Consider the following 25,983-nt stretch of genomic DNA (forward strand, 5'->3'; position numbering starts at 1 on the left):
GCTGGTGCGATGGGAAAAACTCGGGCGCCTGTTCTGCCCGAACGGCGATATCGAGTGGATGCGCTCGCACGCCACCCTACCGATCGCAGAGCACGTTTCGGGCGATTTGTTCAAAATCTATTTCGGCTCCCGGGACGCATCGCAACGCTCGCATACCGGCTATGTCATCGTTGACCTGTCTGCGCCCTCACACATCCTTGAGACGTCCCGATCGCCTGTTCTGGTACCGGGCAATCTTGGCGAATTCGATGACAGCGGCGCCCTGGCAAGTTGGCTCACGGTCGTGGGGCCGACCAAGTATCTCTACTATATCGGCTGGAATCTGGGTGTGACTGTTCCCTTCCGCAACGCCATCGGCCTCGCCACTGCGACATCCGGCGGCCCGTTTTCGCGGTTCGCCGCAGGTCCCCTGATCGATCGCTCGATGACAGAGCCGCATTTTGTCGGAAGCTGCTGCGTGCTGAACGAGGCTGGCCTCTGGTATATGTGGTACTTGTCCTGCGTCGGCTGGACCCAGTTGGCCGATGGACCACGACACCGCTACCATATCAAATATGCGAGTTCCGACGATGGCATCCATTGGCGTCGTGACGGACGGGTCGCCATCGATTTCGCGAACGAACAGGAATATGCGATATCTCGCCCAGCGGTCGTGAGAGACGGCGACCTATGGCGCATGTGGTATGCCTATCGCGGCGAGAGCTATCGCATCGGCTACGCCGAGTCGGCCGACGGCCTGACCTGGACCCGGATGGACCAGGACGTGGGCATCGTACGCTCGGAGTCGGGCTGGGATTCGGAAATGATCGAGTACCCGTTTGTGTTCGATCATGGAGGACAGCGCTACATGCTTTACAACGGCAATGGCTACGGGAAGAGCGGCTTCGGCCTGGCCGTGCTCGTCTAGCAAGGCTTGAGCCGACATGATCGTTTGCCCGCGCTGCAGTCTGCACCATGCGTCCCTTGACGCAGGCTGTCCGGCCTGCAGCTTCGTTCCGGCGAGCCGGAACGGCTTCCCCGCATGGGCACCCGAAATGGCAAACGAAGGTGGGGGATTCCACGAGACCTTCTTTGCCGAACTCGCCCGGCTCGAGGCCGGAAATTTCTGGTTCGAGGCCCGCAATGCCATCATCGTTCGCACGCTGCGGCGGTTCTTTCCGAAATTGCGGTCGTTCCTCGAGATCGGCTGTGGCACGGGCTTTGTGCTGCGCGGCATCGCCCGCGCCTTTCCCGAGGTCCGGCTTGTCGGGACCGAAATCTTCATTGCAGGGCTGCCCTTTGCCGCCGCCCGCGTGCCGTCGGCAAGCTTTGCGCAGATGGACGCAAGACGATTGCCCTATGCCGCGGAATTCGACGTGGCGGGGGCGTTCGACGTGATCGAGCACATCGAGGAAGATGTCGACGTGCTGGAGAATCTGAAACGCGCGGTGAAGCCTGGAGGGGGCGTGATCATTTCCGTGCCGCAGCACAAATGGCTTTGGAGCGACATCGACAGACAGTCGTTTCATTTCCGGCGCTATGAAAAACGGGAGCTGCATGAAAGGATCGAAGGCGTGGGGCTCGAGATCGTCTACAGCACGTCCTTCGTGTCGCTTCCGATGCCGCTGATGTTCCTGTCACGGCGGCGCAAGAGCAAGAGCCCGGAGTTGGACGCCGGCAGGGAATTGGGCCTCGGACGGGCCACAAATGCCTCTTTGCGGGCCGTGATGGGGATCGAAAGCCTTATCCTGGCGACGGGCCTCACCCTTCCTGTCGGCGGATCACGGCTGGTGGTGGCGAGACGTCCGTAACGGGTTGCGCTCACCGCGAAAGCAGCCTTGCGAGCGCGCAGCCTAAGACCGGGTCGCCGCCAGCACCACACCGAGGACAATCAAGCCATTGCCCGCAAGGGACTGCCAGCTGAACCGTTCGTGCAGGAACACGATCGAGCCGGCGAAAATCAGGGGATAGGACAGGGCCGCAAACGGGAAGGCCACCGATAGCGGAATTCTCGATATCCCCGCGTACCAGAAAAGACTGGAAGCCACGAGGCCAAGGCCTCCTATCCAAACCTGCCAGTCGGCGAGCAAACCAAGCAGATAGGGCCAGCCCGCATCGAAGCTGAACGGCACCGTCCCATGCTCGGTCAGGCGGGACTTGATGATGATTTGGGCCATGGTGAGCAAAGATACGGCCGCAACAATGAGGGCAATGCCGGTGGCACGGTTATCCAGTTTGCTTCTCCATTTTGCTCGAATCGGCCGGCGCTTTGGCATTGGACTGTAGCATGCCAGCTGTCCATTTTAGGCTGTGTTGCGGCTGCAGGCGCGGGTCACCCGCCCGGCAGCCTCTCCGTCCAGCAAGAACCGTTGATACCGGCTTGGATTGTCTCGTGCAGGTTGACAAAGGCAAAGCCAAACGGTCCATCTAGGCCAGTTGTCGTGCCTAGCCTTGGTTTCGAGCGGCGTGCACGGCTTCGAGCAATTCCAGGAAAAGCGTGTAACGGCTTTCCCATAGGAGTTGCGTCAAAACAAAGAGTTGGAGCGGCTCGCCGTTTTCGTGAAACGGTGAACTGCTCTAGGGGGAGCCCAACCGAACCATGGCAATCCAGGAGCAGTCCCGGACAATCCCGGCTGAGCAGAATCTGCCGGCAGAGGGATTGCCCAAAGCCAGGTCTTATTGGCTTCCTGCCGCAGTATTAATTCTGGCGATCAATTTCTGCTTCCTCGTATTCTACGTTTTTGTGGAATACAAAAAACTGTTTCACGCCGACAGCGCAATGAAGGTCTTGCTGGCGCGAGAAATTGTGAGCAGCCACAATTTCTTCCCCTCGGATTGGTATTATGGAAACAATGACATTGTCGTTGTATTCGGCCATCTCTTTATTATACCGGCCCTGGCTTTTCTTCCCGCCGGCTTTACAGTTCATGCGATCTCGGGCCTCGTCACATCCATACTCGTGCTGCACAGCGTCTGGCTGGCTGCCGGCCTGGCGCCGATCGGCAAGACGCGGCGGACGCTGATAACCGCTTCAGTAGCGGCGGGAATGTCCGGAGTGCTGGCGGAAAATCTCTACGGACAGGCGTCATACGGCACAATTCTCTACATGTCGCTGTACTCGATCTACTGCCTCGTCAGGTTGATGAGAGAGAAGTCGACGAAGGACGTCGTCCTATGGAGCGTTTTGCTCTGCCTGCTGATTACAGCCGAGTTCTGGGGCAATCCTCAGCGCGCGATCGTTACCATAGGGATGCCGCTCGTCGCCGCCGCTCTGTGGTCGATCCACGGGCTGGGAGTGCATAACGCAGGTGTGGGAAGAGCATCCTTGGTGGGCGCGACCGCTTCGATCTGCGCAGCGATAGGTGGCGGGACCATCCTCTATGGAGTGACCTTCGCGCATGTAAACAATGCCGCGCGCGACGCGTCCTCCGTCCAATGGCTGCCATACGAGGCGATCGTCGGCAACCTTCTGGTCCTGGGCAAGGAGGTTCTGGCGGTTTTCGGCGGATCTCCACCGGGAGGCAGCGGACTTCTGACCGTGATCGGTCTCTACGGCGCGCTGCGATTGATTGTGGCAATCATATTGGTGGCGTTGATCGTGCGGTCGGTGGCAACATCGGTAAGGCCGGGCGACGCGGTCAGACCGCTCGCCATCTATGGATCGGTGGCGCTTCTGTCGGTTTGCCTTCTGCAAGTGGCAACGACCATTCCAAACCTTGCCGATCCGATCGGAAGTTCCCGTTACCTGGTACCGGCGCTGGTCACGATGGCCATAGTGGCGTTGGCCACGCCTCTCGACATGCGCCTGAGACCCATCGAGTTCCTCAGCGTAGCAGTGGTCCTTGCCGGATTGCTGACAAGTGCCTACCCGACATTTGTCAGGTCGGATACGCTGTCGCATCTGGCCTTGGTGCAACGGAAACCCCGTGCCATCGATTTGTCGGACTTGGCTCGCTACCTCCAGGCCAATGGGCTGACCTATGGCTACGCCACCTACTGGAACGCCGGCTCGGTCAGCGTGTTGTCCGATGAGCATGTCCTGGTTCGGCAGATCACCCTGGACCACGCCCTGCCGATGCCCATGCGTTTCCTGTCCGCGGACCGCTGGTACAATGCCGATACGTGGAAGGGCGAGACGTTTCTTCTGCTGACGCAGGAAGACGCAAACAAGATCGACTGGAAGCGGTTGGCAGCGCTCGGACTGCCCGTTTCGCGGAAACTTCAATTCGGCGATCTCAGCATCTTTGTCTTCGCAGAGAACATTGCAGCGAAGCTGCCGGGTTGGGATGTTCGGTTCATGCAGCCGGTAACATTTCATGCCGACGCCCAGGCGCTTACGCAAGTGGGCTCCTTGCAACAGCGCGGCGACGGGAAGGCGCTGGTGGCGCCGCCGGAGGCGAACGGCGCGCTGTACTATGGTCCCTATGTGACGGTCGCCCCGGGAAGGTATCGCCTTACCTTTGACGTCGAAGCGAGCAGCAGTCCTGCCGCCACGCTGCGCCTTGACGCAGCTGCGTCGCCGGGCGGGATAGTTTTGGTTCAGAAGGATCTGACGGAAAGTCACGGCCCCCAACAGCTGCTTTTCTCGCTCGACCACACATCGGCTATGGAGTTTCGAGTCTGGGCTCTGGGAAACGGCGCGGTGGCGTTCAAATCAGTCACCATCGAGCGCGCAAGCCCGTAGCGGCGGAAGCAGGGCGTGCACGGTGACGCCTTTGCAGGATTTACTTTTTCGCCCGCGCGCCTAACCACGCGTCCACCGAGCGATACTCGTCCAGACCAAATCCGAGAATTTTCTTCTGATCCGCGCTCAATCCCGGAAACTCGGACAGGACCGACGGGAGATGAAGCTGCTGCCGCAGCATCGGGATAGTAAAGACGTGGTTCACACCGCGCCGGTTGCTGTCTGTGTGATTGGTCGACCCGGCGTGGTAGAGCATGCAGTCCATTATGATGAATGTCCCTCGCGGCACGGTTACCTGGATCTGACGCCGCCGCACCGTCTCGTCGGAGGGAAAATCCTCACGATGATGGCTGGCGGGTATGACCCGGGTGGCGCCATTTTCAGCCGTGAAATCGTCAAGCGCAAACAGGGCACTTATTGCAAGCGGCCGCGAACTGACGAAGTGCTGGTAGGGAAGGTCGCGATGGTAGGACGCCTGTGCGTATTTGCTCTTGTTGGCGCGGTTGATCAGCCCATTGACCTGATTGAGGATGTAGTAGCCGCCGAGCATCCTTGAGAGCAACTGCGCCAGCCGCACATTGAAGGCTATGGTCATGAACGCCGGAGCGAATTTGGGAAGCACGCGGATCGTGTCCCGCTCGCCGAGCGCCGAAAGGTCGTATCCCGCAGTTGCGGCTTGCTCGGCATATTCCACTTCGGCGGCGTCAAAGTCACGGGACAGCGTATCCAGTTGTTCGCCCGTCAGCCCTGCCTCGAGCGTCGTATAGCCGGTGAGCCGGAGATCCTCGATCAGGACATCGATCTCGTCGCGTGCGACCGCGCTTTCCTTGACCCCGTAGCGATCTATCCCGGTCACAGCTGTTCCTTGAGGCGGCTGGAGAAGAGGTAGGGATGGACGATGTGCACGCCGCTGTTCCGAAACCTTCCGGCCACCGCCGGCCAGCTTCGCGGATTGACGGCGGCCACCATGATAGTCCGGGGATGCGCGGAAGCATACTCGCCGGCTCTCAGCCATGGCCGGTCGTCAAGAGTGGCCGCGAGCGGCTCGTCCGTCAGGAATGCTTCGGCTCCCTTGACCAGCCGGGGGGCATAAGTCCGCAGCAGGTTTCGGAATTCCCCGGCTCCAAACATCGCGTAGGGCCTGTCGTCCAGCCACTCCGACGCTCCATCATCAATTTCCGACCAGCCCTTCAGGAAATCCGATCGCGCCTGCGCCAGCGACAGGGACTGGAGATCCGTGGGAGCCTGCGGCGCGGTCGCATCGGGGCTCAGGAGGGTCAGTCGAAAGCCCTTTTGCTGTCCACGCAGCGCAACGCTTCCAATGACATGCAATCCCGCTGCCGCAGCAACCATCCTCAGGGACAGCTGGGAGAAACTCGAGACGTGATCGAGGAACAACAGCTCCGTGTCGGCAACATCGCCGTCCGGGCAGATCACCACCACAAGGCCTCCGTCCGAGAGGGCACGCCTGGACACGGAAAGGAACGCCTCCGGACTGAGGGCGTGCTCAAGGACGTTTACCGAGAGGCAGAGGTCGTACCGTCCGGCAATTTCACCGAGAGCTTCTTCGGCATAGCCCTGGCGGATCGTCGCTTGTGCTTGATCCCGCTGCCCGGCCGACGCGACCAGTTGAGACGCCGCTTCGAAACCCAGCGCTTCCCTCAATTGCCATCGCCGCGCAAGGTCTTCGAGCAATGCACCGGTCCCTGCCCCGAACTCAACGACGCTTCCGGGGCGAAGCGGGCGTCCGAGAAGCGTGACCGCGGATTCGTCCATGCAATCGGCATAGCCTTGTGCCCGAGCGGCATCGGCGGCCGGATCGACCAGGCCGAGATCGTATCCGTCGCTGTACATGGCGTCCCGGTCTTCAGGTCTCAGTGGCGTGACATGAAAGCCATGTCCGCATCTCAGACAGGAGGCCTTCTCAAGGCGGCGGTTGAGAACTGCGCCATCGCTCCTCATGGAAAGCGATGGATGGGGTAGCGCCAGCCTCATCGGTGCGCCGGCCCCGCAAGCAGGACAAACGGATTCACTCAAACTGTCGCCCCCTCCGCCACTTCCATATTCGGCCAATGGCCATCCGGCGTAAATCCCCCAACGCGCCTTGAGGTCTCGCCCTGCCCGCACCGGCCAAGGTTCGTTGCTTTTGTGACCATCCGATGCAATCGTGGCACTCTGCGCTGCGGTTGCTTCGTGCATCGGAACCACCGGCAGGCTTCGACCTTTGGCGGTCGAAATCATTGTTGGACCACAATGACATCCTGTTCAGCCGTCTTATGGACCGCCTTTGTCGTCACGCTCGTTGCGGTTCTGGTCCTCGCCCTTTTGCCAGTGCCTGAGCTTCAGGAATTCGGGCTCGACATCGGTTTCGAAAACGACAAGGTCAATCACGCCAGCGCATTCGCCACCCTGGCTGTTCTTGGAGGTCTTGGCTGGCCCCGGCGCAAGGTCAGGCTGGTCATTTTCCTGGCCCTGGTCGGGGCGGCGATCGAGGTCCTTCAGGACACCCCACTGATTGACCGCGACCTCGACGTGTTCGACTGGGTTGCCGATTGCATCGGCATAGCGGGCGGGCTCGTGGTGGCGATGTGTTTGAATCGGGTCATGCACCGCAAAGACTGATGGCCAATCGCACTTGGTCCAACGGGCCGGAGTGCTGTCAGCCCGGACGTATCAGCTTGCCTCGCGCATCGCCTCGGCCGCCTGCAGATCGACCGACACAAGCTGGCTGACGCCCTGCTCGGCCATGGTCACGCCGAACAGCCGGTCCATGCGCGCCATGGTGATCGGGTTGTGGGTGATGATGACGAAGCGCGTTTCGGTGGTCTTGGCCATCTCGTCCATGAGATTGCAGAAGCGTTCGACATTGTGATCGTCGAGTGGCGCGTCGACTTCGTCGAGCACGCAGATCGGCGCGGGATTGGTCAGGAACACGGCGAAGATCAGCGACATCGCCGTCAGCGCCTGCTCGCCGCCCGAGAGCAGCGTCATGGTCTGTGGCTTCTTGCCGGGCGGGCGGGCCAGGATTTCCAACCCCGCCTCGAGCGGATCCTCGGATTCGATCAGCTGCAATTCCGCCGTGCCGCCGCCGAACAGATGCGAGAACAGCCGCTGGAAGTGGCTATTGACCACGTCGAAGGCGGCCAGCAGCCGCTCGCGGCCTTCACGGTTAAGGCTCTGGATCGCCTGCCTGAGCTTGCGGATCGCCTCGATAATGTCCTCTCGCTCGGAGACGATGGCCTCCAGCCGGTCGGACAGCTCCTTCTGCTCTTCCTCGGCGCGCAGATTGACGGCGCCGAGCCGTTCGCGCTCGATCTTCAGCCGGTCGAGCTGGCGTTCGATCTCGGCCATCTCGGGCATCGGATCGTCGGCTTCCAGGCCGGTGTGGCGGATGACCAGATGCGGCGGCGTGTTCAGCGTTTCCTGGATGCGTGCCTCGACCTCCAGCCGGCGCTCGTCGGCCGCCGTCAGCCGCTCCTCGGCACGCACGCGAGTTTCGCGCGCCTCGGCCAGCGACTGGATGGCGGATGTGGCCGCCTTGTCGAATTCGGCTTGCCTGTTCTCCGCTTCCTGCAGCCGATCGGAGGCTGCCTTGCGCAAGGTCTCGGCCTCGGTCAGCTGCGACAGCAGTGCGCGCCGCTTGGCGTCGATCTCATCAGGCGCATCGGCCAGCCGCTCGCGCTCGGCCTCGGCCTCGGCCTTGCGTTCACCGAGCGAGGCGATTTGCGTCGAGGCGTTTTCGGCGCGGACCAGCCAGTTGCTGCGCTCGGTTCCAATGGCATCCAGCCGGCGCGTGCGCGCCTCCGCCTCACGCCGCAGTCCCTCGTGAACGGCCCGCGCATCGGCCAGCGTGGCCCGGTCGCGGGAGACATTGGCCGAGGATTGTTCGAGCTGCAATTGCAGGTCGCCGAGATCGGGCGCGTCCTGCAGCAGCATTTCGGCCTCGACGAATGCCGCCGAGGTTTCCTCATGACTGTCGACGATGCGCGCGCGCGCCTCATCCAGTGCCGCGCGCCGGCTCGCCAACTCGCCGCCGGCTTTTTCGGCTTCGGCCAGCGCATTGCGGGCAGCATCCAGCCGATGCTGGGCGTCGCGTCCGGCCTGGCGCGTGTTGCGCTCGGCCTCGCTCGCCTGGCGAAGCGCCTGCTCAGCCTGCGCCAGCGCTTCCTCGGCGTGGCGCAGCACGAGCGTCGCCTGCACCGCTTCGGCATCGAGTTCGGCAAGTCGGTTCTTCTGCGCCAGCCTCTGTGCCGCGGCCGTCGGTGCATCGGCGCTGGCAGTCAGACCGTCCCAGCGCCAAAGCGCGCCTTCACGGCTGACCAGGCGCTGTCCGGGCGCAAGCAGCGCCTGCAGCCGGCGGCCGTCAGCGGCCTCGACAATGCCGATCTGCGCCAGGCGGCGGGCAAGCTGCGCCGGCGCGCGAACCACGCTGGCGAGGCTCTTGATGCCTTCCGGCAGAGCCGCGTCGCCAGGCTGGATCTGGCTTTCGCCCCAATGCGCGGGCGCGCTGCGGTCGAGCGGAACGTCGAGGTCTTCGCCAAGGGCTGCGCCGAGTGCGGTCTCGAAGCCGCGCTCGACGCTGATCTGCTCGAGCACCGAAGGGAAGAGATCGCCACTGGCGGCATTGAGGATCTTGGCCAGCGTGCGCGCTTCCGTTTCGATCCGCGCCAGTTCGGCCCTGGCGTCCTGAAGCGGCGGGCGGGCGGCACTTTCGGTGGCGCGGGCATCGATGACCGACTGTTCGGCCTGCGCCACGGCTGCCTCGGATTCTTCGAGCTGCGCGATGGCCTGTTCTACCAGTTCGCGCTTTTCGGCCGGATCCGGCAAGCCGGCGACCTTGGAGAGAATGTCCGACAATTCGCGGTCGACCTCGGCGAGCTGGCGGGCGAAGCGGTCGCGGCGCTCGGCGGTTTCGCGCAGCGTGCGTTCGATCTGATGGCGCGAGGCGGCGGCCTCGGCTCGTTCGGCGGTCAGCGCGGCGAGCCTGGCTTCGCTTTGCGCAAGCGTCGATGCCGCCTGTTCGAACGCCGCGCGGGTGGTGGCCTCGCGCTCGGCCGCGCCGGCGTTTTCTGAATTCAGCGCGGCTTCTTCGGTGCGCAGGCGTTCGAGAACATCGGCATTGTCGCGCACCATCCGCTCCTCGCGGGCGATGTCGCCGTCGAGCTGCTGCAAGCGGCGCTCGATTTCGGCCTGGCGGTTGCGGATGCGGCCGGCCTCCTCCTCGATCTGCGACTTGGCGATCGACAGACGCTGGAATGCAGCGGCAGCCGCGGCTTCCGCGTCGCGCAAATCAGGCAAGCGGTGGGCGCCGATGCCTTGCTCCCTGGCGGCGGCCATCTGCGCGGCGGCGCGGTCGCCGACAAGGGCGGTGGCGACCGCCAGCGCCGAGCGCGCCTCGCCTTCCTGCGTCTTGGCCAGCGTCCAGCGCAGATGCAGCAATGTCGCTTCTGCCTTGCGGATATCGGCCGACAGGTTCTTGAAGCGGGACGCCTGGCGCGCCTGGCGCTTGAGGCTTTCGATCTGGCTTTCCAGTTCGCCGACGACGTCGTCCAGCCGTTCGAGGTTCTGTTCGGCCGCTTTCAGCCGCAGTTCGGCCTCGTGGCGGCGGGTGTGCAGGCCGGAAATGCCGGCGGCCTCTTCAAGCAGCGCGCGGCGCGCCTGCGGCTTGGCCTGGATAAGCTCGCCGATACGGCCCTGCCCGACCATGGACGGCGAGCGCGCGCCGGTCGACTGGTCGGCGAACAGAAGCTGCACATCCTTGGCGCGCGCTTCCTTGCCGTTGATGCGATAGAGCGAGCCGGCCTCGCGCTCGATGCGGCGCGACACCTGCAATTCATCGGCGTCATTGAAGGCAGCCGGTGCCGAGCGGTCGCTGTTGTCGAGGAAAAGCGTGACTTCGGCGGTGTTGCGCGCAGGCCGCGTGCCCGAGCCGGAAAAGATGACGTCGTCCATGCCGGACGCGCGCATGTTCTTGTAGGAGCTTTCGCCCATCACCCAGCGCAGCGCCTCGACAAGGTTCGACTTGCCGCAGCCATTCGGCCCGACAATACCCGTCAGGCCGCGTTCGATGACGAACTCGCCGGGCTCGACGAAGGACTTGAAACCAAGGAGGCGGAGGCGCGAAAACTTCATTCACGCGCCCCATAAAGGCGAGCGCCGAAACGCTGCCGCTTCAGCGCTGACCTGATGTCAGAGCAGAGGGTCGATGATGGCCGACATTTCCTCAATCGACATCGCCCCTTTGTAGGTCTTACCGTTGATGAAGAAGGTCGGTGTCGAGTCGACCTTGAATTCATTGGCGCCGCGCTTCTGGACCGATCTCACATCGTCCAGAAGTTTCTGGTCCGTCAAGCAGGCCTCGAAGGACTCCTGTGTAAAACCGGCGAGCTTCGAGATTTGCAGCAGCGCATCCTTCGTGTTCGACACGCCAACCCAGTTCGCCTGCTGCGCAAACAGCACGTCCACCATCGGGAAATAGTTATCCTTGGCGCAGCGTGCCAGCATGAAACCGGCTTCCGCGCTCGGATCGAACGGGAATTCGCGCAGGATATAGCGCGCCTTGCCGGTGTCGATATACTTCTTCTTCAGGTCCGGGAAGGTGGTTGCGGCGAAATGCGCGCAGTGCGGACAGGTCATCGAGGCGTATTCGACGATGGTGACCTTGGCGTCATCCTTGCCGAGCTGCTTGTCAGGCAGCGCGCCCGGCTTCAGCAGTTCCGCCATGTCCACGTTGCCCTGGGACTCGGGAACCTGGACGGCAGCCGGCGTGGCCGGCTTTGCGGGAGCCGCCGGGTCGGCGGGCTTCACATCCGCTGCCTTGGCCTGTTCGCCGGAGTCGCTGCAGGCGGCGAGCAGGGCCACCGCCGGAATGGCGGCCAGCGAAGACAGGACGTTTCTGCGAGACAGACTTTTGCCGAACAAAGGACGGTTCATACGAATCACCTGACAAGGGTTGAATTTTGCAATGCAAAGGCACGAAAAGGCGAGAGTTGGCGCGAATTAAGGCATCTCCATCCCCAATCCAATCGTGAAACCTGACGGAGGCGATCACGAATGCGAGATGTTGACGACAAATCCATGACTGTCTTCAAGGGGTTTTTGACTTCCTTTCACCCAAAATGGTTGCGCCAAGCCTTTCCAGCGAGGCGCGCAGCCCATCATCCTCGATCAGTTCGACAGTGCTGGACAACTTCGTCTGCTCCGCCGCCGTCAAAGGCCTGAAGGTCGGTTTAGGCCGTCCTTTGTCCGCGGTCACCGGTTTTTGCACGATCCTGATGCGGCCTATTGCCGTAAAGCCGAGGAACGCGTTCACCCGGTTGATGATCTCACCGGTTTCGTGCTGCAGGTGAAGTGCGGCCATGCCCTCGCAGGCGATAACCAGCACCGCCGGCTCGAATGGATCGTCCTCATGCAGGCGGCGCGGCCACTGGATCTTTTCGGGCCGCGAGCGGCTGGCAAGGCGCGGTCCCGCAATCTCTTCCCAGGACTGGACGAGACCAATCGAGATGCCTGCCCGCTTGCGCAGCACCGGATCGAGGATTTTGGTCGCAAGATCGCTCACCGGGACGGGATTGCCGTAGGGCGTTCTCCCTGCCATGTACGTTCTCCAGCCACGACCCCAGCTATACCGGCCAGGCCAATACACGATCAATGGCACCAGCAGACCAGACCCGCAAGGCCCAGACACGCAAGGCAATCCCGGACGATACCGCGTCGCGCCTGCTTGCCTGGTACGACGTGCATCATCGCGAACTGCCGTGGCGCGTGAGCCCGCCCGACCATGCACGCGGCGTGCGACCGAATCCCTACCGCATCTGGCTGTCCGAAGTCATGCTGCAGCAGACCACCGTCGAGGCGGTGAAATCCTATTTTCGCGCCTTTGTCGAGAAATGGCCCGATGTCGAAGCGCTGGCCGCGGCGCCGACCGAGGACGTGATGAAGGCATGGGCGGGGCTGGGTTACTACTCCCGCGCCCGCAACCTCAAGGCCTGCGCCGATCTGGTGGCGGCGCGTGGTGGCCGGTTTCCCGATACCGAGGCCGGTTTGAGAGACCTGCCCGGCATCGGCGCCTATACGTCGGCGGCCATTACCGCGATTGCCTTCGACCGTCCCGCCGCCGTTGTCGACGGCAATGTCGAACGCGTCATATCGAGGCTGTTCTCGATCACGACGCCACTCATCGAAGCCAAGCCCGAGATACGTGCCCATGTCGAGGCCATGGTGCCGGCGGCAAGGCCAGGTGACTTCGCCCAGGCGATGATGGATCTCGGCGCCACAATCTGCACGCCGCGCCGACCGCGCTGCATGCTGTGTCCGCTGCGCGAGGACTGCAGCGCCGTCGTCTCAGGTGATCCGGAAAATTTCCCGGTGCGGCTGCCAAAAGCCGACAAGCCGCAGCGGCGCGGTGCCGCTTTCGTCGCCGTGCGGGAGGACGGCGCCATTCTTCTGCGCAAACGGCCCGAGAAAGGTTTGCTCGGCGGCATGACCGAGGTGCCGACAACGGCCTGGACGGCGCGGGCGGACGGAGCCACCACGCAGGCGGCGGCGCCCTTTCCCGGCGACTGGCGGCGTGCCGGGACAATCACGCATGTCTTCACCCATTTCGCACTCGAGCTCGAAGTCTTTCGCGCCCACATCAAAGGCGATGCGCCGGCAGGGCATTTCTGGTCACCCGCCCGGGAGATTTCCGGGGAGGCCCTGCCGACTGTCATGAAAAAGGCAATCGAGGCTGCGATACCCGGCGCGACGAAAAAGCAACGCCCGCATTGAAGAGGCTTCATGACCGAGATCCGCCACATCGTTTTCGACATCGGCAAGGTGCTGATCCATTACGATCCCAACATCCCATTCAGCCGCCTCATTCCGGATGCCGAAGAGAGAAAGTGGTTTTTCGACAATGTCTGTACGCATGACTGGAATATCGAGCAGGACCGCGGCCGGACATGGGAAGAGGCCGAGGCACTGCTGATCGCCGCCCATCCCGATCACGCGGAAAACATCCGCAATTTCCGCCGCCACTGGCACGAAATGGTACCGCACGCCTATGATGACAGCGTCGCTATCATGCTCGGCCTGATCGAGAGCGGCCATGATGTGACCATGCTGACCAACTTCGCCGCCGACACTTTGGCGGAAGCCCGCAAACGCTTCGATTTCCTCAATCGTCCACGCGGCGTGACCATCTCCGGCGAGATCGGCAAGATCAAGCCGGACCGTGACATTTACGATCATCACGTGGCTGCGTTCGGGCTCGAACCATCGGCGACGCTGTTCATCGACGACAGCCAGAAGAATGTCGACGGCGCTAAGGTGGCCGGCTGGCAAGCCGTGTTGTTCACCGATGCCAAGACGCTTCAAGCAGATCTTGAGCGCTTTGGAATTAAGGCGCGATCCGAATCGCTTGCGGCGATCCCCTGAGATTTCGATTTAACGTGATACGCGATAATCCGGCAGGGGGTCAGCCCCCTGCCCGCTCCATGCCAAGCCGGGCAATGCGGCGCAGTTCGTCGATTGGGGTCAGCCCGCCGCTGCGCTCATAGTGCCAGAAGGTCCAGCCGTTGCAGGCGTCCAGTCCCTGCACTTCGGCGCCGATCTTGTGGATCGAACCGGCGCTTTCGCCGATCGCCACAGTGCCGTCGGCGCGCACCTTGGCGGCCCAGCGCTTCTTGGCGTCGTAAAGCGTGGCGCCCGGCGTCACCAGCCCGGTGTCGATCAGGCTGACGAAGGCGACGCGCGGCTCGGCGCGCTTGCCGGTCAATACCGTCAAATCGGCATCTTCCAGCGGCCGCACCGCATCGATGCGCTCGTTGGCGGCGTCGATATAGGCCTGCTCACGCTCAATGCCGACGAAATGGCGGCCGAGGCGTTTGGCGACCGCACCTGTCGTGCCGGAGCCGAAGAAGGGATCGAGCACGATGTCACCGGGCTTGGTCGATGCCATCATGATGCGGGCGAGCAGCGCTTCCGGCTTCTGTGTCGGGTGCAGCTTGTCGCCATTGTCGTTCTTCAGCCGCTCGCCTCCGGTGCAGATCGGGAACAGCCAGTCGGAGCGCATCTGAATGTCATCGTTCGACGCCTTCAGCGCTTCATAATTGAAGGTGTACCCCTTGCCCTTCTGGTCTCGGGAAGCCCAGATCATCGTCTCATGCGCGTTCTGGAAGCGGCGGCCGCGGAAATTCGGCATCGGATTGGTCTTGCGCCAGACCACGTCGTTGAGGATCCAGAAGCCCAGGTCCTGCATCTTGGCGCCGACGCGGAAGATGTTGTGATAGGAGCCGATGACCCAGATGGTGCTGTTGGGCTTCAGCACACGCCGCGCCGCCAAAAGCCAGGCGCGGGTGAAGGCGTCGTAGGCCTCAAAATTTTCGAACTGGTCCCAGTGATCGTCGACCGCGTCGACCTTGGACTGGTCGGGTCGGTGCAGATCGCCGTCGAGCTGCAGATTGTAGGGCGGATCGGCGAAGATGACGTCGACCGATTTTTCCGGCAGGCGGTCGAGCGCCGCGACGCAGTCGCCCTTGAGGATCGTGTCCAGCCATTCGGATTGCTGGGGAGCATGGGAAAGGTCGTCGAGAAGACGCACGGCAGACATTTTTACACCCAGGGCACGCGTTACTGTTTACTCCCCGTTATGGTTACCGATCAGCGTAAATATTCGGTGAAGGTCGAAGGAATCGCTCGCTCCGTTTGCGAAGGCGGGACCGTTGGTGTATGCCGCCCCCGCCTGATCCCATAGAGGTCAGCCCCCATCCTCCTTGTCCCGGATCCCCATGCCCCAGCCAGACCTTGTCATCTTCGATTGCGACGGCGTGCTCGTCGATTCCGAAATCATCGCCGCGCGGGTCGAGGCTGAGCTGATAACGCTGGCCGGATATGAAATCTCCGCCGAGGAGGTCGCCGAGACCTATGCGGGCCTGACGTTCAAGGGCATCCTGCTGCGGATCGAGGAGAAGTCCAAAATCCCGTTCCAGGCGTCGCTGATCGACCGCGCCGAAGAGCTCGTCGACCGGAAACTGCGCAGCGATGTGCGTGCCATAGAGGGCGTGCGCGAAGCGGTCGCCTCGGTCACGGCGCAACGCTGCGTCTGCTCCAACTCACGCTCGGAGCGGATAGAATTCATGCTGGAGAAAGCGCATCTGCTGCCGTTCTTCGCCGGCCGCATCTTCTCGGCGCTGGAAATACCGAGCAAAAAGACCAAGCCTGCCCCCGACGTCTTCCTGCTCGCGGCGGAAAAACTCGGCGCGAACCCGGCCAACACCTTCGTCATCGAGGATTCCGTGCACGGCGTCACCGGCGCCAGGGCAGCCGGCATGCGGGTGATCGGCTTCACCGGCGCCAGCCACAGCTATCCCGGCCATGCCGACGCGCTGACCGAAGCCGGTGCCGAGACGGTGATCCGCCGCTGGGCCGAGCTGAAAAGCGTGATCGCGGCGCTGTCGGAATGGTCGGCCGACGCCTGAGACGCGCGCGCCCGGCCGGACGCACGCTCTTTCGATGACCGCTCAGTTTGTCGCGGCGGCCCTTTTTCTGTGGGTCTTCTTCGGCTTGTCGGTCGTCGCCTTCGGCGCCGTTTCGTCGTAGCCGGCATAGGCCTGATAATCCTGCGCCGTCGGTGCCGGCACGACGACATTGGAATCGGTGAAGACGAACTGGGTGGCGACCGAGGGATCGGTGACCTGAACCTGATACTGGTGAATCTGCGAATACAGCACATCGGTGCCGTGCATCACCGCCGTGCGGATCGGCATGGTGATGGTGCCGGGTGTGAACTTCGGTCCTGGAACGATCTTGCCGGCGACCGCGATCTTCATCGTCAGCTGGCCGTCGGCGCGGCTGCAATCGCGGGTCACGTCGGCAATCGAGGCCTGGTAAATGATCCTCGCCGAATCGTCGGGCGGAGTGGCAGCGGCGGCGTCAGCCGCGGCCTGGGCAGCCGCATCCGCCTCGGCGTCGCCGGTCTTCTTGAGCTTCGGCTTGGGCTTCTTGACCTCGTTGACATAGGTATTGAAGAAGGCCGTACCGTCGCGCACCGTCACCCTCGGGCAATAGGCGTTCAGCTGGCTGGCCAGAATCTTGGGATCCTGCGGCGGCGGTGGCGCCGTTGGGTCTTTCTTGCCGAAACCGAGGTTAAGGATGCCATTGTCGCCCGATTGGCAGCCGGCGGCGGCGAGCATAAAGCCGGTGAGCGCAAGACCCGCCAAAAAGCGACCACTTGATGTACGAAACGCCATGAAACTCCCACTTCCCTCTCGTAAAGCTGGTGACGTATATCAACGGCGCGGCAAAAATGCGACTGGAGCCGGCACAGAAATTAACCACCTTGTGGTGAACGGAAAAGCCAAGCGGCAACGGGACTGAGACATGCAATATGTGAGTACGCGCGGGGAAGCACCCGCGCTTGGATTTTCCGACGCCGTGCTGGCGGGGCTGGCGCGCGATGGCGGGCTTTACGTGCCTCGCGAGTGGCCGCAGTTTTCGCCATCCGAGATCCGCGCCATGCGTGGCCTTGCCTATCCCGATCTCGCGATCCGCGTGCTGACGCCGTTCCTTGGCGGTGAAATCGCGGTGGCGGTCTTCGAACGCCTGGTGCGCGAAGCCTATGCCACCTTCCGCCACGAAGCCGTCTGCCCGCTGGTCCAGACCGGCCCCAACACCTTCGTCCTCGAACTCTTCCACGGGCCGACGCTGGCGTTCAAGGATGTGGCGATGCAGTTGCTCGCCCGGCTGATGGACCATGTGCTTGCCGAACGCGATCAGCACGCCACCATCGTCGGCGCCACGTCAGGCGACACCGGTGGCGCGGCGATTGACGCCTTTGCCGGACGCAGCCGCACCGACATCTTCATCCTGTTCCCTCATGGACGCGTTTCGCCGGTGCAGCAGCGGCAGATGACGACGTCGAAGGCCGAGAACGTCCATGCGCTGGCGATCGAGGGCAATTTCGACGACTGCCAGGGCCTGCTCAAGGACATGTTCAACGACCACGCCTTCCGCGACCGGGTGGCGCTGTCGGGGGTCAATTCGATCAACTGGGCGCGCATCATGGCCCAGATCGTCTATTATTTCTCCTCGGCGCTGTCGCTCGGCGCGCCTGACCGGGCGGTGTCGTTCACCGTGCCGACCGGCAATTTCGGCGATATCTTCGCCGGCTACGCCGCCAAGAAGATGGGCCTGCCGATCGAACGGCTGGTCATCGCCACCAACGACAACGACATTTTGGCGCGCACCTTCGCGACCGGCGAATACCGCACCAAGGGCGTCTTTGCGACCACCTCGCCGTCGATGGATATCCAGGTATCATCGAATTTCGAACGCCTGCTTTTCGAGGCCTCGAACCGTGACGCAGCGACCGTGCGACGCTACATGGACGGCCTGAAGCAGTCCGGCGCCTTCACCATAGAATCCCGCGAGATCAATGGGATGCGGTCCGAATTCGACGCCGGCCGTGCCACCATGGACGAGGTCGCCGCCACCATCCGCTCGACGCTCGCGGCCAGCAACTACCTGCTCGATCCGCACACGGCGGCAGCTATGCATGTCGCGGCGGGCAAGGCGGCAGGCGCGGTGCCGATGGTGGTGCTGGGCACCGCCCACCCGGCAAAGTTCCCCGCCGCCGTCGAGGCCGCCAGCGGGGTCTCGCCGGCCCTGCCCGCATGGCTAGGGGGATTGATGACATTTGAGGAAAAATACACGGTACTTCCATCCGACCTGAAAATGGTGGAAGATTACGTCGGCCGCCGCGCGCGGGCGGCGCGTTAGGGAGTACGAGCCATATGGGTGTTGAGGTAAGCCGTCTGTCGAACGGCCTGACAGTCGCCACCGAAACCCTTCCAAGTATCGAATCGGTTGCCTTGGGGGCCTGGGTCAAGTCCGGCGCCCGCAATGAACGTGACGAAGAGCATGGCATGGCCCATCTGCTCGAGCACATGGCGTTCAAGGGTACGAAGCGGCGGAGTGCCTTCGAAATCGCCTCGGAAATCGAGGATGTCGGCGGCGAGATCAACGCGGCCACCAGCGTCGAGACCACCTCCTACTATGCCAGGGTGCTCAGCGATGACGTACCGCTGGCAGTGGATATTCTCGCCGACATCCTGCAGGAGTCCGAATTCGACCCGCAGGAACTCGAGCGCGAGCAGCATGTGATCCTGCAGGAGATCGGCGCCGCGCACGACACGCCAGACGACATCGTCTTCGACCGTTTCACCGAGACGGCCTTTCGCCACCAGACCATCGGCCGCTCGATCCTGGGCACGCCGGAAACCGTCAAATCCTTCACCTCGAAGCAATTGCACGATTTCATCGAACGCCAATATGGCGCCGAGCGGATGGTGATCGTCGCTGCCGGCGACATCAAGCACGACAATTTCGTGCGCGAGGTCGAGAAGCAGCTTGGCGGCTTCCGCAGCAAGGCCGACAGCACCATCCCGCAATATGCGCAATATGTCGGCGGCGATTTCCGCGAGGACCGCGATCTGATGGACGCGCAGATCGTGCTTGGCTTCGAAGGCCGCGCCTACCATGTGCGCGACTTCTACGCCTCGCAGGTGCTGTCGATGATCCTTGGCGGCGGCATGTCATCGCGCCTGTTCCAGGAAGTCCGCGAGAAGCGCGGCCTGTGTTACTCCGTCTATGCGTTCCATTGGGGCTTTTCCGACACCGGCATCTTCGGCGTCCACGCCGCGACCGGGCAGAGCGACATCGCCGAACTGGTGCCTGTGATCATCGACGAATTACAAAAGGCCGGCGAGAACATCCTGCAGGAAGAACTTGACCGCGCGCGCGCCCAGTACCGCGCCGGGCTGATCATGTCCGCCGAAAGCCCGGCCAGCCGCGCCTCGCAGATCGCAAGGCAACTGCTTTTGTTCGGCAGGCCCATCGCCAAGGAGGAATTGATGGAGCGCCTGTCGGCGCTGACGGTGGAGCGGCTGACCGACCTGTCGTCGCGGATGTTCTCGACCAAGCCGACGCTTACCGCTGTCGGGCCCGTGGGTACGCTGGCACCATATGAGGCGATCCTCGATTCGCTTCCGGGCACGCAGACCACGGCCCGCAGGCTCGCCGTCTAAGTCCCCCAAGCGTCGTGTTCGCGCTCCCTTTCTTTCGCCGTGACCTGCCGGCGCTGAAGGGCAACCTCGTCACGTTGCGTGTGCCATTCACCAATGACTTCCGGGAATGGTCGATATTGCGTGGCGAAAGCCGCGCCTTCCTGGAGCCGTGGGAGCCGCGTTGGACTCCCGATGAACTCGACCGCGCGGCATGGCGCCTGCGCATCAGCCGCTACCGCGAAGACTACGCGCAAGGAACCGCGATCGCCTTCTTCATCTTCGAGAAATCGAGCGGCAAGCTGGCCGGCGGCATCACGCTCGGCAACATACGCCATGGTGTCTCGCAAAGCGGCCATGTCGGCTACTGGATCGGCGAGCGCTTCGGCGGTCGCGGCCTGATGACCGACGCGGTCAAGGTCGTGGCCCGCTTCGCCTTCGATACGCTGAGGTTGCACCGGATCGAAGCGGCCTGTATTCCCGACAATATCAGGTCGATCCGTGTGCTTGAAAAAGCCGGATTCCGGCGCGAAGGACTGTTAAGATCCTATCTGAGGATCAACGGCATCTGGCAGGACCACTACCTCTACGCCCGGATCGCGGACGATCCGCCGGCCGCAGGAACGAAGGACTGATTTTTGACGAATTTCCTGCGAAACGGGCCGCTGTTCGCCTTTGTCCTCGCGGCAATCCTGACGCTGTGCGCGGCTTCGTCGGCCTTTGCCGTCGAACCGATCAAGATTGCCCGCGACGATGTCGCGCTCGATCTGTCGCGCGCCTTCGAGATCTACCGCAACCAGGGCGAAAACTTCCAGGTGTCGACCGCGCCCGGGCCGGACGGCATCGTGCGGCGCATCGAGGTCGAAGCCAATGACGCGCGCTCGACCGGCGACTGGGCGGTGTTCGCGCTCGCCAACACCACCGACCAGCAGCTCGACAGGCTGATCGTCGCGCCGCATTTCCGGCTGGTCAATTCCGGCATCTTCTGGCCCGATCTCGGCGCCACCCGCATTGCCGCGATCACGCCCAGCGAGGGCTTCGCGCTCGACCGCCAGACCAGCCCTGACGCCGATGTGTTCCGGGTGACGCTGAACCCGGGAACGGTGATCACCTTCATCGCCGAACTCGCCTCGCCCAAGCTGCCGCAGGTCTATCTGTGGGAACCGGAAGCCTACAAGGACTCGGTCAATTCCTACACACTGTTCCGCGGCATTGTCATCGGCATCGCGGGCCTTCTGGCGCTGTTCCTGACCATCCTCTTCGTGGTCAAGGGGACCTCGATGTTCCCGGCGACCGCAGCCCTTGCCTGGGCGGTGCTTGCCTATATCTGCGTCGATTTCGGCTTCCTCAACAAGGTCATCGAGATCTCCCCCGGCAATGAGCAGATGTGGCGGGCGGGAACGGAGGTGGCGCTCGCGGCGACCTTCGTGGTCTTCCTGTTCGCCTATCTCAACCTCAACCGATGGCACGGCCATTTCAGCTATGGCGCCCTGGTCTGGATCCTCGGGCTGGTGCTGATTGCCGGCGTCGCCATCGTCGATCCGGCGGTCGCCGCCGGCATCGCCCGCATCTCCTTTGCGGCAACCGCACTGACCGGGCTCGGCCTGATCATCTTCCTCGGGATTCGTGGTTATGACCGCGCCATCATGCTGGTGCCCAGTTGGGTCATGGTGCTGTTGTGGCTATGCGGGTCGTGGATGGCGATCACCGGCATGCTCGACAATGACATCGCCCAGCCTGCGCTCGGCGGCGGGCTGATCCTGATCATCCTGTTGATCGGCTTCACCGTCATGCAGCACGCCTTTGCCGGCGGCGCGCTGCATCAGGGGCTGTTCTCCGACCTCGAACGCCAGGCGCTGGCGGTTGCCGGGTCGGGAGACACGGTGTGGGATTGGGACGTGCTGCGCGACCGCGTCGTCACCAAGCCCGATGTCAGCATCCAGCTCGGCCTCGCGCCCAACAGCCTCGGGGGTGCCGCGCGCAACTGGTTGCCGGTGCTGCATGCCGACGACCGCGACACGTTCCGCACGACGCTCGACGTGGTGCTTGAGCACCGGCGCGGCCGGGTGTCGCAGAATTTCCGCCTGCGCGGCGCCGACGGGCATTATCACTGGTTCGCCTTGCGCGCCCGCCCGGTCATCGGATCGGATGGCGAGGTCATCCGCTGCGTCGGCACCATGGTCGATGTCACCGAGCAGAAGAAGTCCGAGGAGCGGCTGCTGCACGACGCCGTGCACGACAATCTGACCGGCCTGCCGAACCGCGAACTGTTCATGAACCGGCTGGAAGCGATCATCTCGATCGCCCGCACCGAGGAGAAGGTGCGCCCGACCGTCTTCGTCATCGACATCGACCGCTTCAAGCAGGTCAATGACGGGCTCGGCATCTCGGCCGGCGACACCATCCTGCTGACCATAGCGCGCCGCCTGCACCGGCTGTTGAAGCCGAAGGATTCGCTGTCGCGCTTCGCCGGCGACCAGTTCGCGCTGATGCTTTTGTCCGAACAGGACCCTGCCCGCATCGCCGGCGTGGCGGATGCCATCAAGCATGCGATCAACAATCCGATCACCTTCGCCAAGCGCGAGATCGTGCTGACCGCCTCGATCGGCCTGATCACCTGGACCTCGGCGCAGACTTCGGCCGAGGATATGGTCAAGGACGCCGAGCTTGCCATGCACCAGGCCAAGCGTTTTGGCGGCGACCGGATCGAGCCGTTCCGGCCGGCTTTCCGCACCGTCGGCACCGACCGGCTGCAGTTCGAATCCGACCTGCGGCGCGCCATCGAGCGGCGCGAATTCACGCTTGCCTACCAGCCGATCGTGCGGCTGGAAGACGGCAGCGTCGCCGGCTTCGAGGCCTTGCTGCGCTGGGACCATCCGCGCCGCGGCATGATCCCGCCGGCCGACTTCATCCCGGTTGCCGAAAGCTGCGGGCTGATCGTGCAGCTTGGGCTGTTTGCCATGCAGCAAGCAGCCGAAGACCTTGCCGGATGGCAGAAGCAGATCGGCGACGCACCGCTGTCCGTCTCGGTCAATTTGTCCAGCCGCCAGCTCATCCGCCGCGACCTGGTCAGCGATGTCCGCTCGGTCATCGCGCGGGCCAATCTGAAGCCGCGCTGTTTCCGTCTTGAACTCACCGAGTCGCTGGTGATGGACAATCCGGAACAGACCGCTCATGTGCTGACCAAGCTCAAGCAGCTCGGCATCGGCCTGTCGCTGGACGATTTCGGCACCGGCTATTCATCGCTCGCCTATCTGACGCGTTTCCCGTTCGACACGATCAAGATCGACAAGAGTTTTGTCGACGACAACTCGCCAAAGCGCGCCGTGCTGCTCAAATCCATGGTCAACATGGCGCATGAGCTCGGCCTGTCGGTGGTCGCCGAGGGCATTTCGGACGAACGCGATGCGCTGGAACTGCGCCAGATGGGCTGCGAATATGTGCAGAGCTTCATGTTCGGCGCGCCGATGCCCGGCGACCAGGTGCTGAAGACGCTGAAGGAGCAGTATCCGCTGACACAGGCTTAGAGGCCTCTGCGTCGGCCTGATGGGTCAGGCGTGCCCGGCCGCCAGGCTCAAATGCGCCAGATCGATGCCGATCGAGGCGAGGATGCGATCGTATTTGCGCTCGATGTCGGCGTCGAACAGAAGCTCGGGACTGGCCGGACAGGTCAGCCAGCCATTTTCGGCGATCTCGGTTTCCAGCTGACCGGCGCCCCAGCCGGAATAGCCGAGCGCCATCAGCGCATGACGCGGGCCGCGACCCGACGATATGGCGCGCAATATATCGACCGTCGCGGTCAGGCAGATATCGTCGGAAACGGTCAGCGACGATTCCACGCGATAGTCGCCCGAATGCAGGACGAAGCCGCGGCTGCGATCGACGGGCCCACCATTGCGCACGACGAAATCGCGCGCCTGCGCCGGCAGGCGGATCGCCTCCTGCTCGTTCATGATGCCGAGCTGCACAAGAAGGTCCGGAAACAGCATCTGCTGTGTCTGATTGATGATCAGGCCCATCGCGCCTTCATCGCTGTGCGCGCAGATGTAGATGACCGAGCGCGTGAAACGGTCGTCCTTCATGCCGGGCATGGCAATCAGGAACTGATCGTCGAGAAAGCCGCGTCCAGCGACCGTCTTTTTGTGGCGCAACAAATCCATTCAACGAAGGTACCGTGTTTCCCGGGCGCCGAAAAGATGCGCCGCGCCGGATTCGACCAAAGCCCATGGTGCCAGGCCGCGATGGCTTGCCCGCGAAGGTCACGCAAATATGATATCAACAAAGCCGTGAGAACATTGCGAAGCCACGAACGGACGATCAAATCACCGCCATGCAAAGCTTGAAAATCCTGCTGCTCGGCACCGCCATAGGATCGGCGGCCGTTCTGCCTGCCTCCGCCTCATCGTCCGCCTGGTACACCAGCGAAGGCGGCAAGGTGCGGCTGGTGACATCAGGCAAGCCCGACGAGGCCGGCCGCATCCAGGGCGTTCTCGACATCGCGCTCAAGCCCGGGTGGAAGACCTATTGGCGCGATCCGGGCGACGCCGGCGTGCCGCCGCAGCTCGATGTTTCGGCCAGCACCAACATTGCCGATGCCATTCTTTCGTTTCCGGCACCGCAACGCCACGACGATGGTTATGGCAAATGGGCAGGCTACAACTATCCGATTTCGCTGCCTGTGACCTTTACGCTGGCAACACCGAACCAGCCGGCTGTCATCGATGCCGATATCTTTCTCGGCATTTGCGAGACGATCTGCATCCCGGTGCAGACACGGCTGACCGTCGACCCCACTTCCGACCCTGACAATGCCGACGACGCAGCCCTGGTGAAGGCGAGCTTCACGGCTTTGCCGGCGCCGGCAAAGCCTGATTTCGGCATCAACGTGCTACCGGGCGATCACGAGACGCTGGTTGTCGAGGCGAGCTTTCCCGGTGACCCGGAGGCAGCGGATTTTTTTGTCGCCGGCGAGCGGGACTACATGTTCGGCACCCCTTCCCGCAGCGAAAAGGACGGCAAGCTGATCTTCACCGTGCCGATCCTCGACCGCCCTTCGGCAACGCCAACGGATGGCGGGCTTCACTACACGCTGACGAGTTCGGCGGGCGCCGTCGAAGGGCTGCTGCCTTTCCCTTGATCCAGCTTGCCCGAACGGTTGCAGGACGCCGCTGAGTTCGCTACGCAAGCATGCATCCTTCCTTCCCATTCCCAAGCGAGGAACTCATGACCATTTCCGTTGGCGACACGCTGCCCGAGGTAACCTTCAAGACGATGACCGATGACGGCGCCAAGGCGATCACGTCGGCCGAGATTTTCCCGGGCAAGAAGGTGGTCCTGTTCGGCGTTCCCGGCGCCTTCACGCCGACCTGCAGCAACAACCATCTGCCCGGCTATCTCGAAAACCATGACGCCATCCTGGCGCGCGGCGTCGACACCATCGCCGTCGTTTCGGTCAACGACGCCCATGTCATGGGCGCCTGGGCACGCTTCACCGGCGGCGAGGGCAAGATCCTGTTCCTCGCCGACGGCAGCGGCGATTTTGCCAAGGCGGTCGGCCTCGATAACGACCTTTCCGCCGCCGGCATGGGCCTTCGCTCGAAGCGGTTTTCGATGATCATTGACGACGGCAAGGTCACCGCGCTCAATGTCGAGACCAAGCCCGGCGTCGACGAGTCCGGCGCGGCTCATATTCTCGGACAGCTCTGAGCTTCAACGGCCGCGTCGGCGAGGCCGCAACAGCGACCTCGCCCACAACGCTAGCGCTCCAGAACTGCCGGCTTTCGGGGGATCCAACGATGTTTGACGTCATCTGGCGCGCTATCGCGATCGGCATCGGCGCCACCGTACTGATGGATCTCTGGGCCCTCTTTTTGCATAAGGCCTTCGGCCAGCCACGGCCGAACTGGGGACCTGTCGGCCGCTGGGTCTGGCATCTCGGCGACAAGGTCTTTCACGACGATATCGGCGCCGCGGCGCCTTACGCGCATGAAGTGGCGCTCGGCTGGGCGTTTCACTATTTCGTCGGCATCGTCTACGGCATCATCCTGGTCGTGCTTGCCGGAACCGGCTGGCTTTCCGCGCCGACCTTCCTGCCGGCCTTCATTCTCGGCATCGTCACCGTCGGCGCCGGCTGGTTCCTGCTAGCGCCGGGCATGGGTGCCGGATGGGCCGCCTCGAAGCGGCCCAATCCGATGCAGATCCGGGCGCTCAACCTCGTCTCGCACACGGTCTTCGCGCTCGGACTCTGGGGCACGGCACTGCTGATACGCTGAAGGTTTA

General features: G+C 63.0%; 23 protein-coding genes. 14 read left to right on the forward strand and 9 right to left on the reverse strand.

Annotated elements, in window-relative coordinates:
- Positions 1 to 4: 4 nt before the first annotated feature.
- Together JN279_RS28820 and JN279_RS28825 are read left to right on the forward strand one after the other, a co-directional pair.
- Positions 5 to 907, forward strand: a complete 903-nt coding sequence (locus JN279_RS28820; protein ID WP_244734176.1) for a hypothetical protein — start codon at positions 5 to 7, stop codon at positions 905 to 907.
- A gap of 127 nt (positions 908 to 1,034) precedes the next feature.
- Positions 1,035 to 1,790, forward strand: coding sequence for a class I SAM-dependent methyltransferase (locus JN279_RS28825; RefSeq protein ID WP_244734177.1), 756 nt, complete (start codon positions 1,035 to 1,037; stop codon positions 1,788 to 1,790).
- 42 nt (positions 1,791 to 1,832) lie between these two features.
- On the opposite strand, the gene JN279_RS28830 is transcribed toward JN279_RS28825, so the two are convergent.
- Entirely contained in the window at positions 1,833 to 2,255 is a 423-nt protein-coding gene (locus JN279_RS28830; RefSeq protein WP_202350858.1) for a hypothetical protein, read from the reverse strand.
- A 323-nt stretch (positions 2,256 to 2,578) separates the two neighbouring features.
- Here JN279_RS28830 and JN279_RS28835 point away from each other — a divergent pair, with 323 nt between their 5' ends.
- Entirely contained in the window at positions 2,579 to 4,663 is a 2,085-nt protein-coding gene (locus JN279_RS28835; RefSeq protein ID WP_096456010.1) for a hypothetical protein, read from the forward strand.
- 40 nt (positions 4,664 to 4,703) lie between these two features.
- Here the strand turns inward: JN279_RS28835 and JN279_RS28840 are convergent, their stop codons facing one another.
- Together JN279_RS28840 and JN279_RS28845 are read right to left on the reverse strand one after the other, a co-directional pair.
- Positions 4,704 to 5,519: a phytanoyl-CoA dioxygenase family protein gene (locus JN279_RS28840; RefSeq protein WP_096456008.1), complete on the reverse strand. Its 816-nt coding sequence runs from the start codon at positions 5,517 to 5,519 to the stop codon at positions 4,704 to 4,706.
- Positions 5,516 to 6,517 (reverse strand): class I SAM-dependent methyltransferase, encoded by a 1,002-nt coding sequence (locus tag JN279_RS28845; RefSeq protein ID WP_202350859.1) that lies wholly within the window; start codon positions 6,515 to 6,517, stop codon positions 5,516 to 5,518. Before JN279_RS28845 ends, JN279_RS28840 begins: the two co-directional genes overlap by 4 nt.
- Before the next feature lie 477 nt (positions 6,518 to 6,994).
- Between JN279_RS28845 and JN279_RS28850 the strand changes: the two genes are divergently transcribed.
- Positions 6,995 to 7,285: a hypothetical protein gene (locus JN279_RS28850; protein ID WP_244734178.1), complete on the forward strand. Its 291-nt coding sequence runs from the start codon at positions 6,995 to 6,997 to the stop codon at positions 7,283 to 7,285.
- Positions 7,286 to 7,336: 51 nt separating this feature from the next.
- Here the strand turns inward: JN279_RS28850 and smc are convergent, their stop codons facing one another.
- The 3 genes from smc to JN279_RS28865 all read right to left on the reverse strand — a co-directional run bounded on the left by smc (position 7,337) and on the right by JN279_RS28865 (position 12,260).
- The gene (gene smc, locus JN279_RS28855) at positions 7,337 to 10,795 is read right to left on the reverse strand and encodes a chromosome segregation protein SMC (protein WP_096456002.1); all 3,459 of its coding nucleotides are present in this window, start codon (positions 10,793 to 10,795) and stop codon (positions 7,337 to 7,339) included.
- Positions 10,796 to 10,852: 57 nt separating this feature from the next.
- On the reverse strand, positions 10,853 to 11,596 hold the full coding sequence (locus JN279_RS28860; protein WP_096456000.1) for a DsbA family protein: 744 nt from the start codon (positions 11,594 to 11,596) through the stop codon (positions 10,853 to 10,855).
- 154 nt (positions 11,597 to 11,750) lie between these two features.
- On the reverse strand, positions 11,751 to 12,260 hold the full coding sequence (locus tag JN279_RS28865; protein ID WP_096455998.1) for a DUF721 domain-containing protein: 510 nt from the start codon (positions 12,258 to 12,260) through the stop codon (positions 11,751 to 11,753).
- 53 nt (positions 12,261 to 12,313) lie between these two features.
- Here JN279_RS28865 and mutY point away from each other — a divergent pair, with 53 nt between their 5' ends.
- Together mutY and JN279_RS28875 are read left to right on the forward strand one after the other, a co-directional pair.
- Entirely contained in the window at positions 12,314 to 13,432 is a 1,119-nt protein-coding gene (gene mutY / locus JN279_RS28870) for an A/G-specific adenine glycosylase (RefSeq protein ID WP_096455996.1), read from the forward strand.
- Between the two features lie 9 nt (positions 13,433 to 13,441).
- Positions 13,442 to 14,080: an HAD family hydrolase gene (locus JN279_RS28875; RefSeq protein WP_096455994.1), complete on the forward strand. Its 639-nt coding sequence runs from the start codon at positions 13,442 to 13,444 to the stop codon at positions 14,078 to 14,080.
- 40 nt (positions 14,081 to 14,120) lie between these two features.
- On the opposite strand, the gene JN279_RS28880 is transcribed toward JN279_RS28875, so the two are convergent.
- Entirely contained in the window at positions 14,121 to 15,254 is a 1,134-nt protein-coding gene (locus JN279_RS28880) for a site-specific DNA-methyltransferase (protein WP_202350860.1), read from the reverse strand.
- Positions 15,255 to 15,432: 178 nt separating this feature from the next.
- Here JN279_RS28880 and JN279_RS28885 point away from each other — a divergent pair, with 178 nt between their 5' ends.
- Positions 15,433 to 16,122 carry an HAD family hydrolase gene (locus tag JN279_RS28885; RefSeq protein ID WP_202350861.1) on the forward strand — a complete coding sequence of 230 codons (690 nt, stop codon included), beginning with the start codon at positions 15,433 to 15,435 and terminating at the stop codon, positions 16,120 to 16,122.
- Between the two features lie 42 nt (positions 16,123 to 16,164).
- On the opposite strand, the gene JN279_RS28890 is transcribed toward JN279_RS28885, so the two are convergent.
- Positions 16,165 to 16,893: a hypothetical protein gene (locus JN279_RS28890; protein ID WP_096455988.1), complete on the reverse strand. Its 729-nt coding sequence runs from the start codon at positions 16,891 to 16,893 to the stop codon at positions 16,165 to 16,167.
- Positions 16,894 to 17,023: 130 nt separating this feature from the next.
- Here JN279_RS28890 and thrC point away from each other — a divergent pair, with 130 nt between their 5' ends.
- The 4 genes from thrC to JN279_RS28910 are packed head-to-tail and all read left to right on the forward strand — an operon-like array spanning position 17,024 to position 23,231.
- Positions 17,024 to 18,421, forward strand: coding sequence for a threonine synthase (thrC, locus tag JN279_RS28895; RefSeq protein ID WP_202350862.1), 1,398 nt, complete (start codon positions 17,024 to 17,026; stop codon positions 18,419 to 18,421).
- Between the two features lie 14 nt (positions 18,422 to 18,435).
- The gene (locus JN279_RS28900; RefSeq protein ID WP_096455984.1) at positions 18,436 to 19,728 is read left to right on the forward strand and encodes a M16 family metallopeptidase; all 1,293 of its coding nucleotides are present in this window, start codon (positions 18,436 to 18,438) and stop codon (positions 19,726 to 19,728) included.
- 14 nt (positions 19,729 to 19,742) lie between these two features.
- Positions 19,743 to 20,339: a GNAT family N-acetyltransferase gene (locus JN279_RS28905; RefSeq protein ID WP_096455982.1), complete on the forward strand. Its 597-nt coding sequence runs from the start codon at positions 19,743 to 19,745 to the stop codon at positions 20,337 to 20,339.
- Positions 20,340 to 20,342: 3 nt separating this feature from the next.
- Positions 20,343 to 23,231, forward strand: coding sequence for an EAL domain-containing protein (locus JN279_RS28910; protein WP_202350863.1), 2,889 nt, complete (start codon positions 20,343 to 20,345; stop codon positions 23,229 to 23,231).
- 24 nt (positions 23,232 to 23,255) lie between these two features.
- On the opposite strand, the gene JN279_RS28915 is transcribed toward JN279_RS28910, so the two are convergent.
- Positions 23,256 to 23,864 carry a YqgE/AlgH family protein gene (locus tag JN279_RS28915; protein ID WP_096455978.1) on the reverse strand — a complete coding sequence of 203 codons (609 nt, stop codon included), beginning with the start codon at positions 23,862 to 23,864 and terminating at the stop codon, positions 23,256 to 23,258.
- A gap of 170 nt (positions 23,865 to 24,034) precedes the next feature.
- Between JN279_RS28915 and JN279_RS28920 the strand changes: the two genes are divergently transcribed.
- The 3 genes from JN279_RS28920 to JN279_RS28930 all read left to right on the forward strand — a co-directional run bounded on the left by JN279_RS28920 (position 24,035) and on the right by JN279_RS28930 (position 25,976).
- A complete protein-coding gene (locus tag JN279_RS28920; RefSeq protein ID WP_202350864.1) occupies positions 24,035 to 24,841 on the forward strand; it encodes a protein-disulfide reductase DsbD domain-containing protein in 807 nt (268 codons plus the stop codon).
- A gap of 86 nt (positions 24,842 to 24,927) precedes the next feature.
- Positions 24,928 to 25,410 (forward strand): peroxiredoxin, encoded by a 483-nt coding sequence (locus JN279_RS28925; RefSeq protein WP_202350865.1) that lies wholly within the window; start codon positions 24,928 to 24,930, stop codon positions 25,408 to 25,410.
- A gap of 89 nt (positions 25,411 to 25,499) precedes the next feature.
- Positions 25,500 to 25,976 carry a DUF2938 domain-containing protein gene (locus JN279_RS28930; protein WP_202350866.1) on the forward strand — a complete coding sequence of 159 codons (477 nt, stop codon included), beginning with the start codon at positions 25,500 to 25,502 and terminating at the stop codon, positions 25,974 to 25,976.
- Positions 25,977 to 25,983 lie beyond the last annotated feature (7 nt).

Origin of the sequence: Mesorhizobium sp. 113-1-2 (assembly GCF_016756475.1) — a bacterium.
In the GTDB taxonomy this organism is placed as follows: Bacteria; Pseudomonadota; Alphaproteobacteria; order Rhizobiales; family Rhizobiaceae; genus Mesorhizobium; species Mesorhizobium loti_C.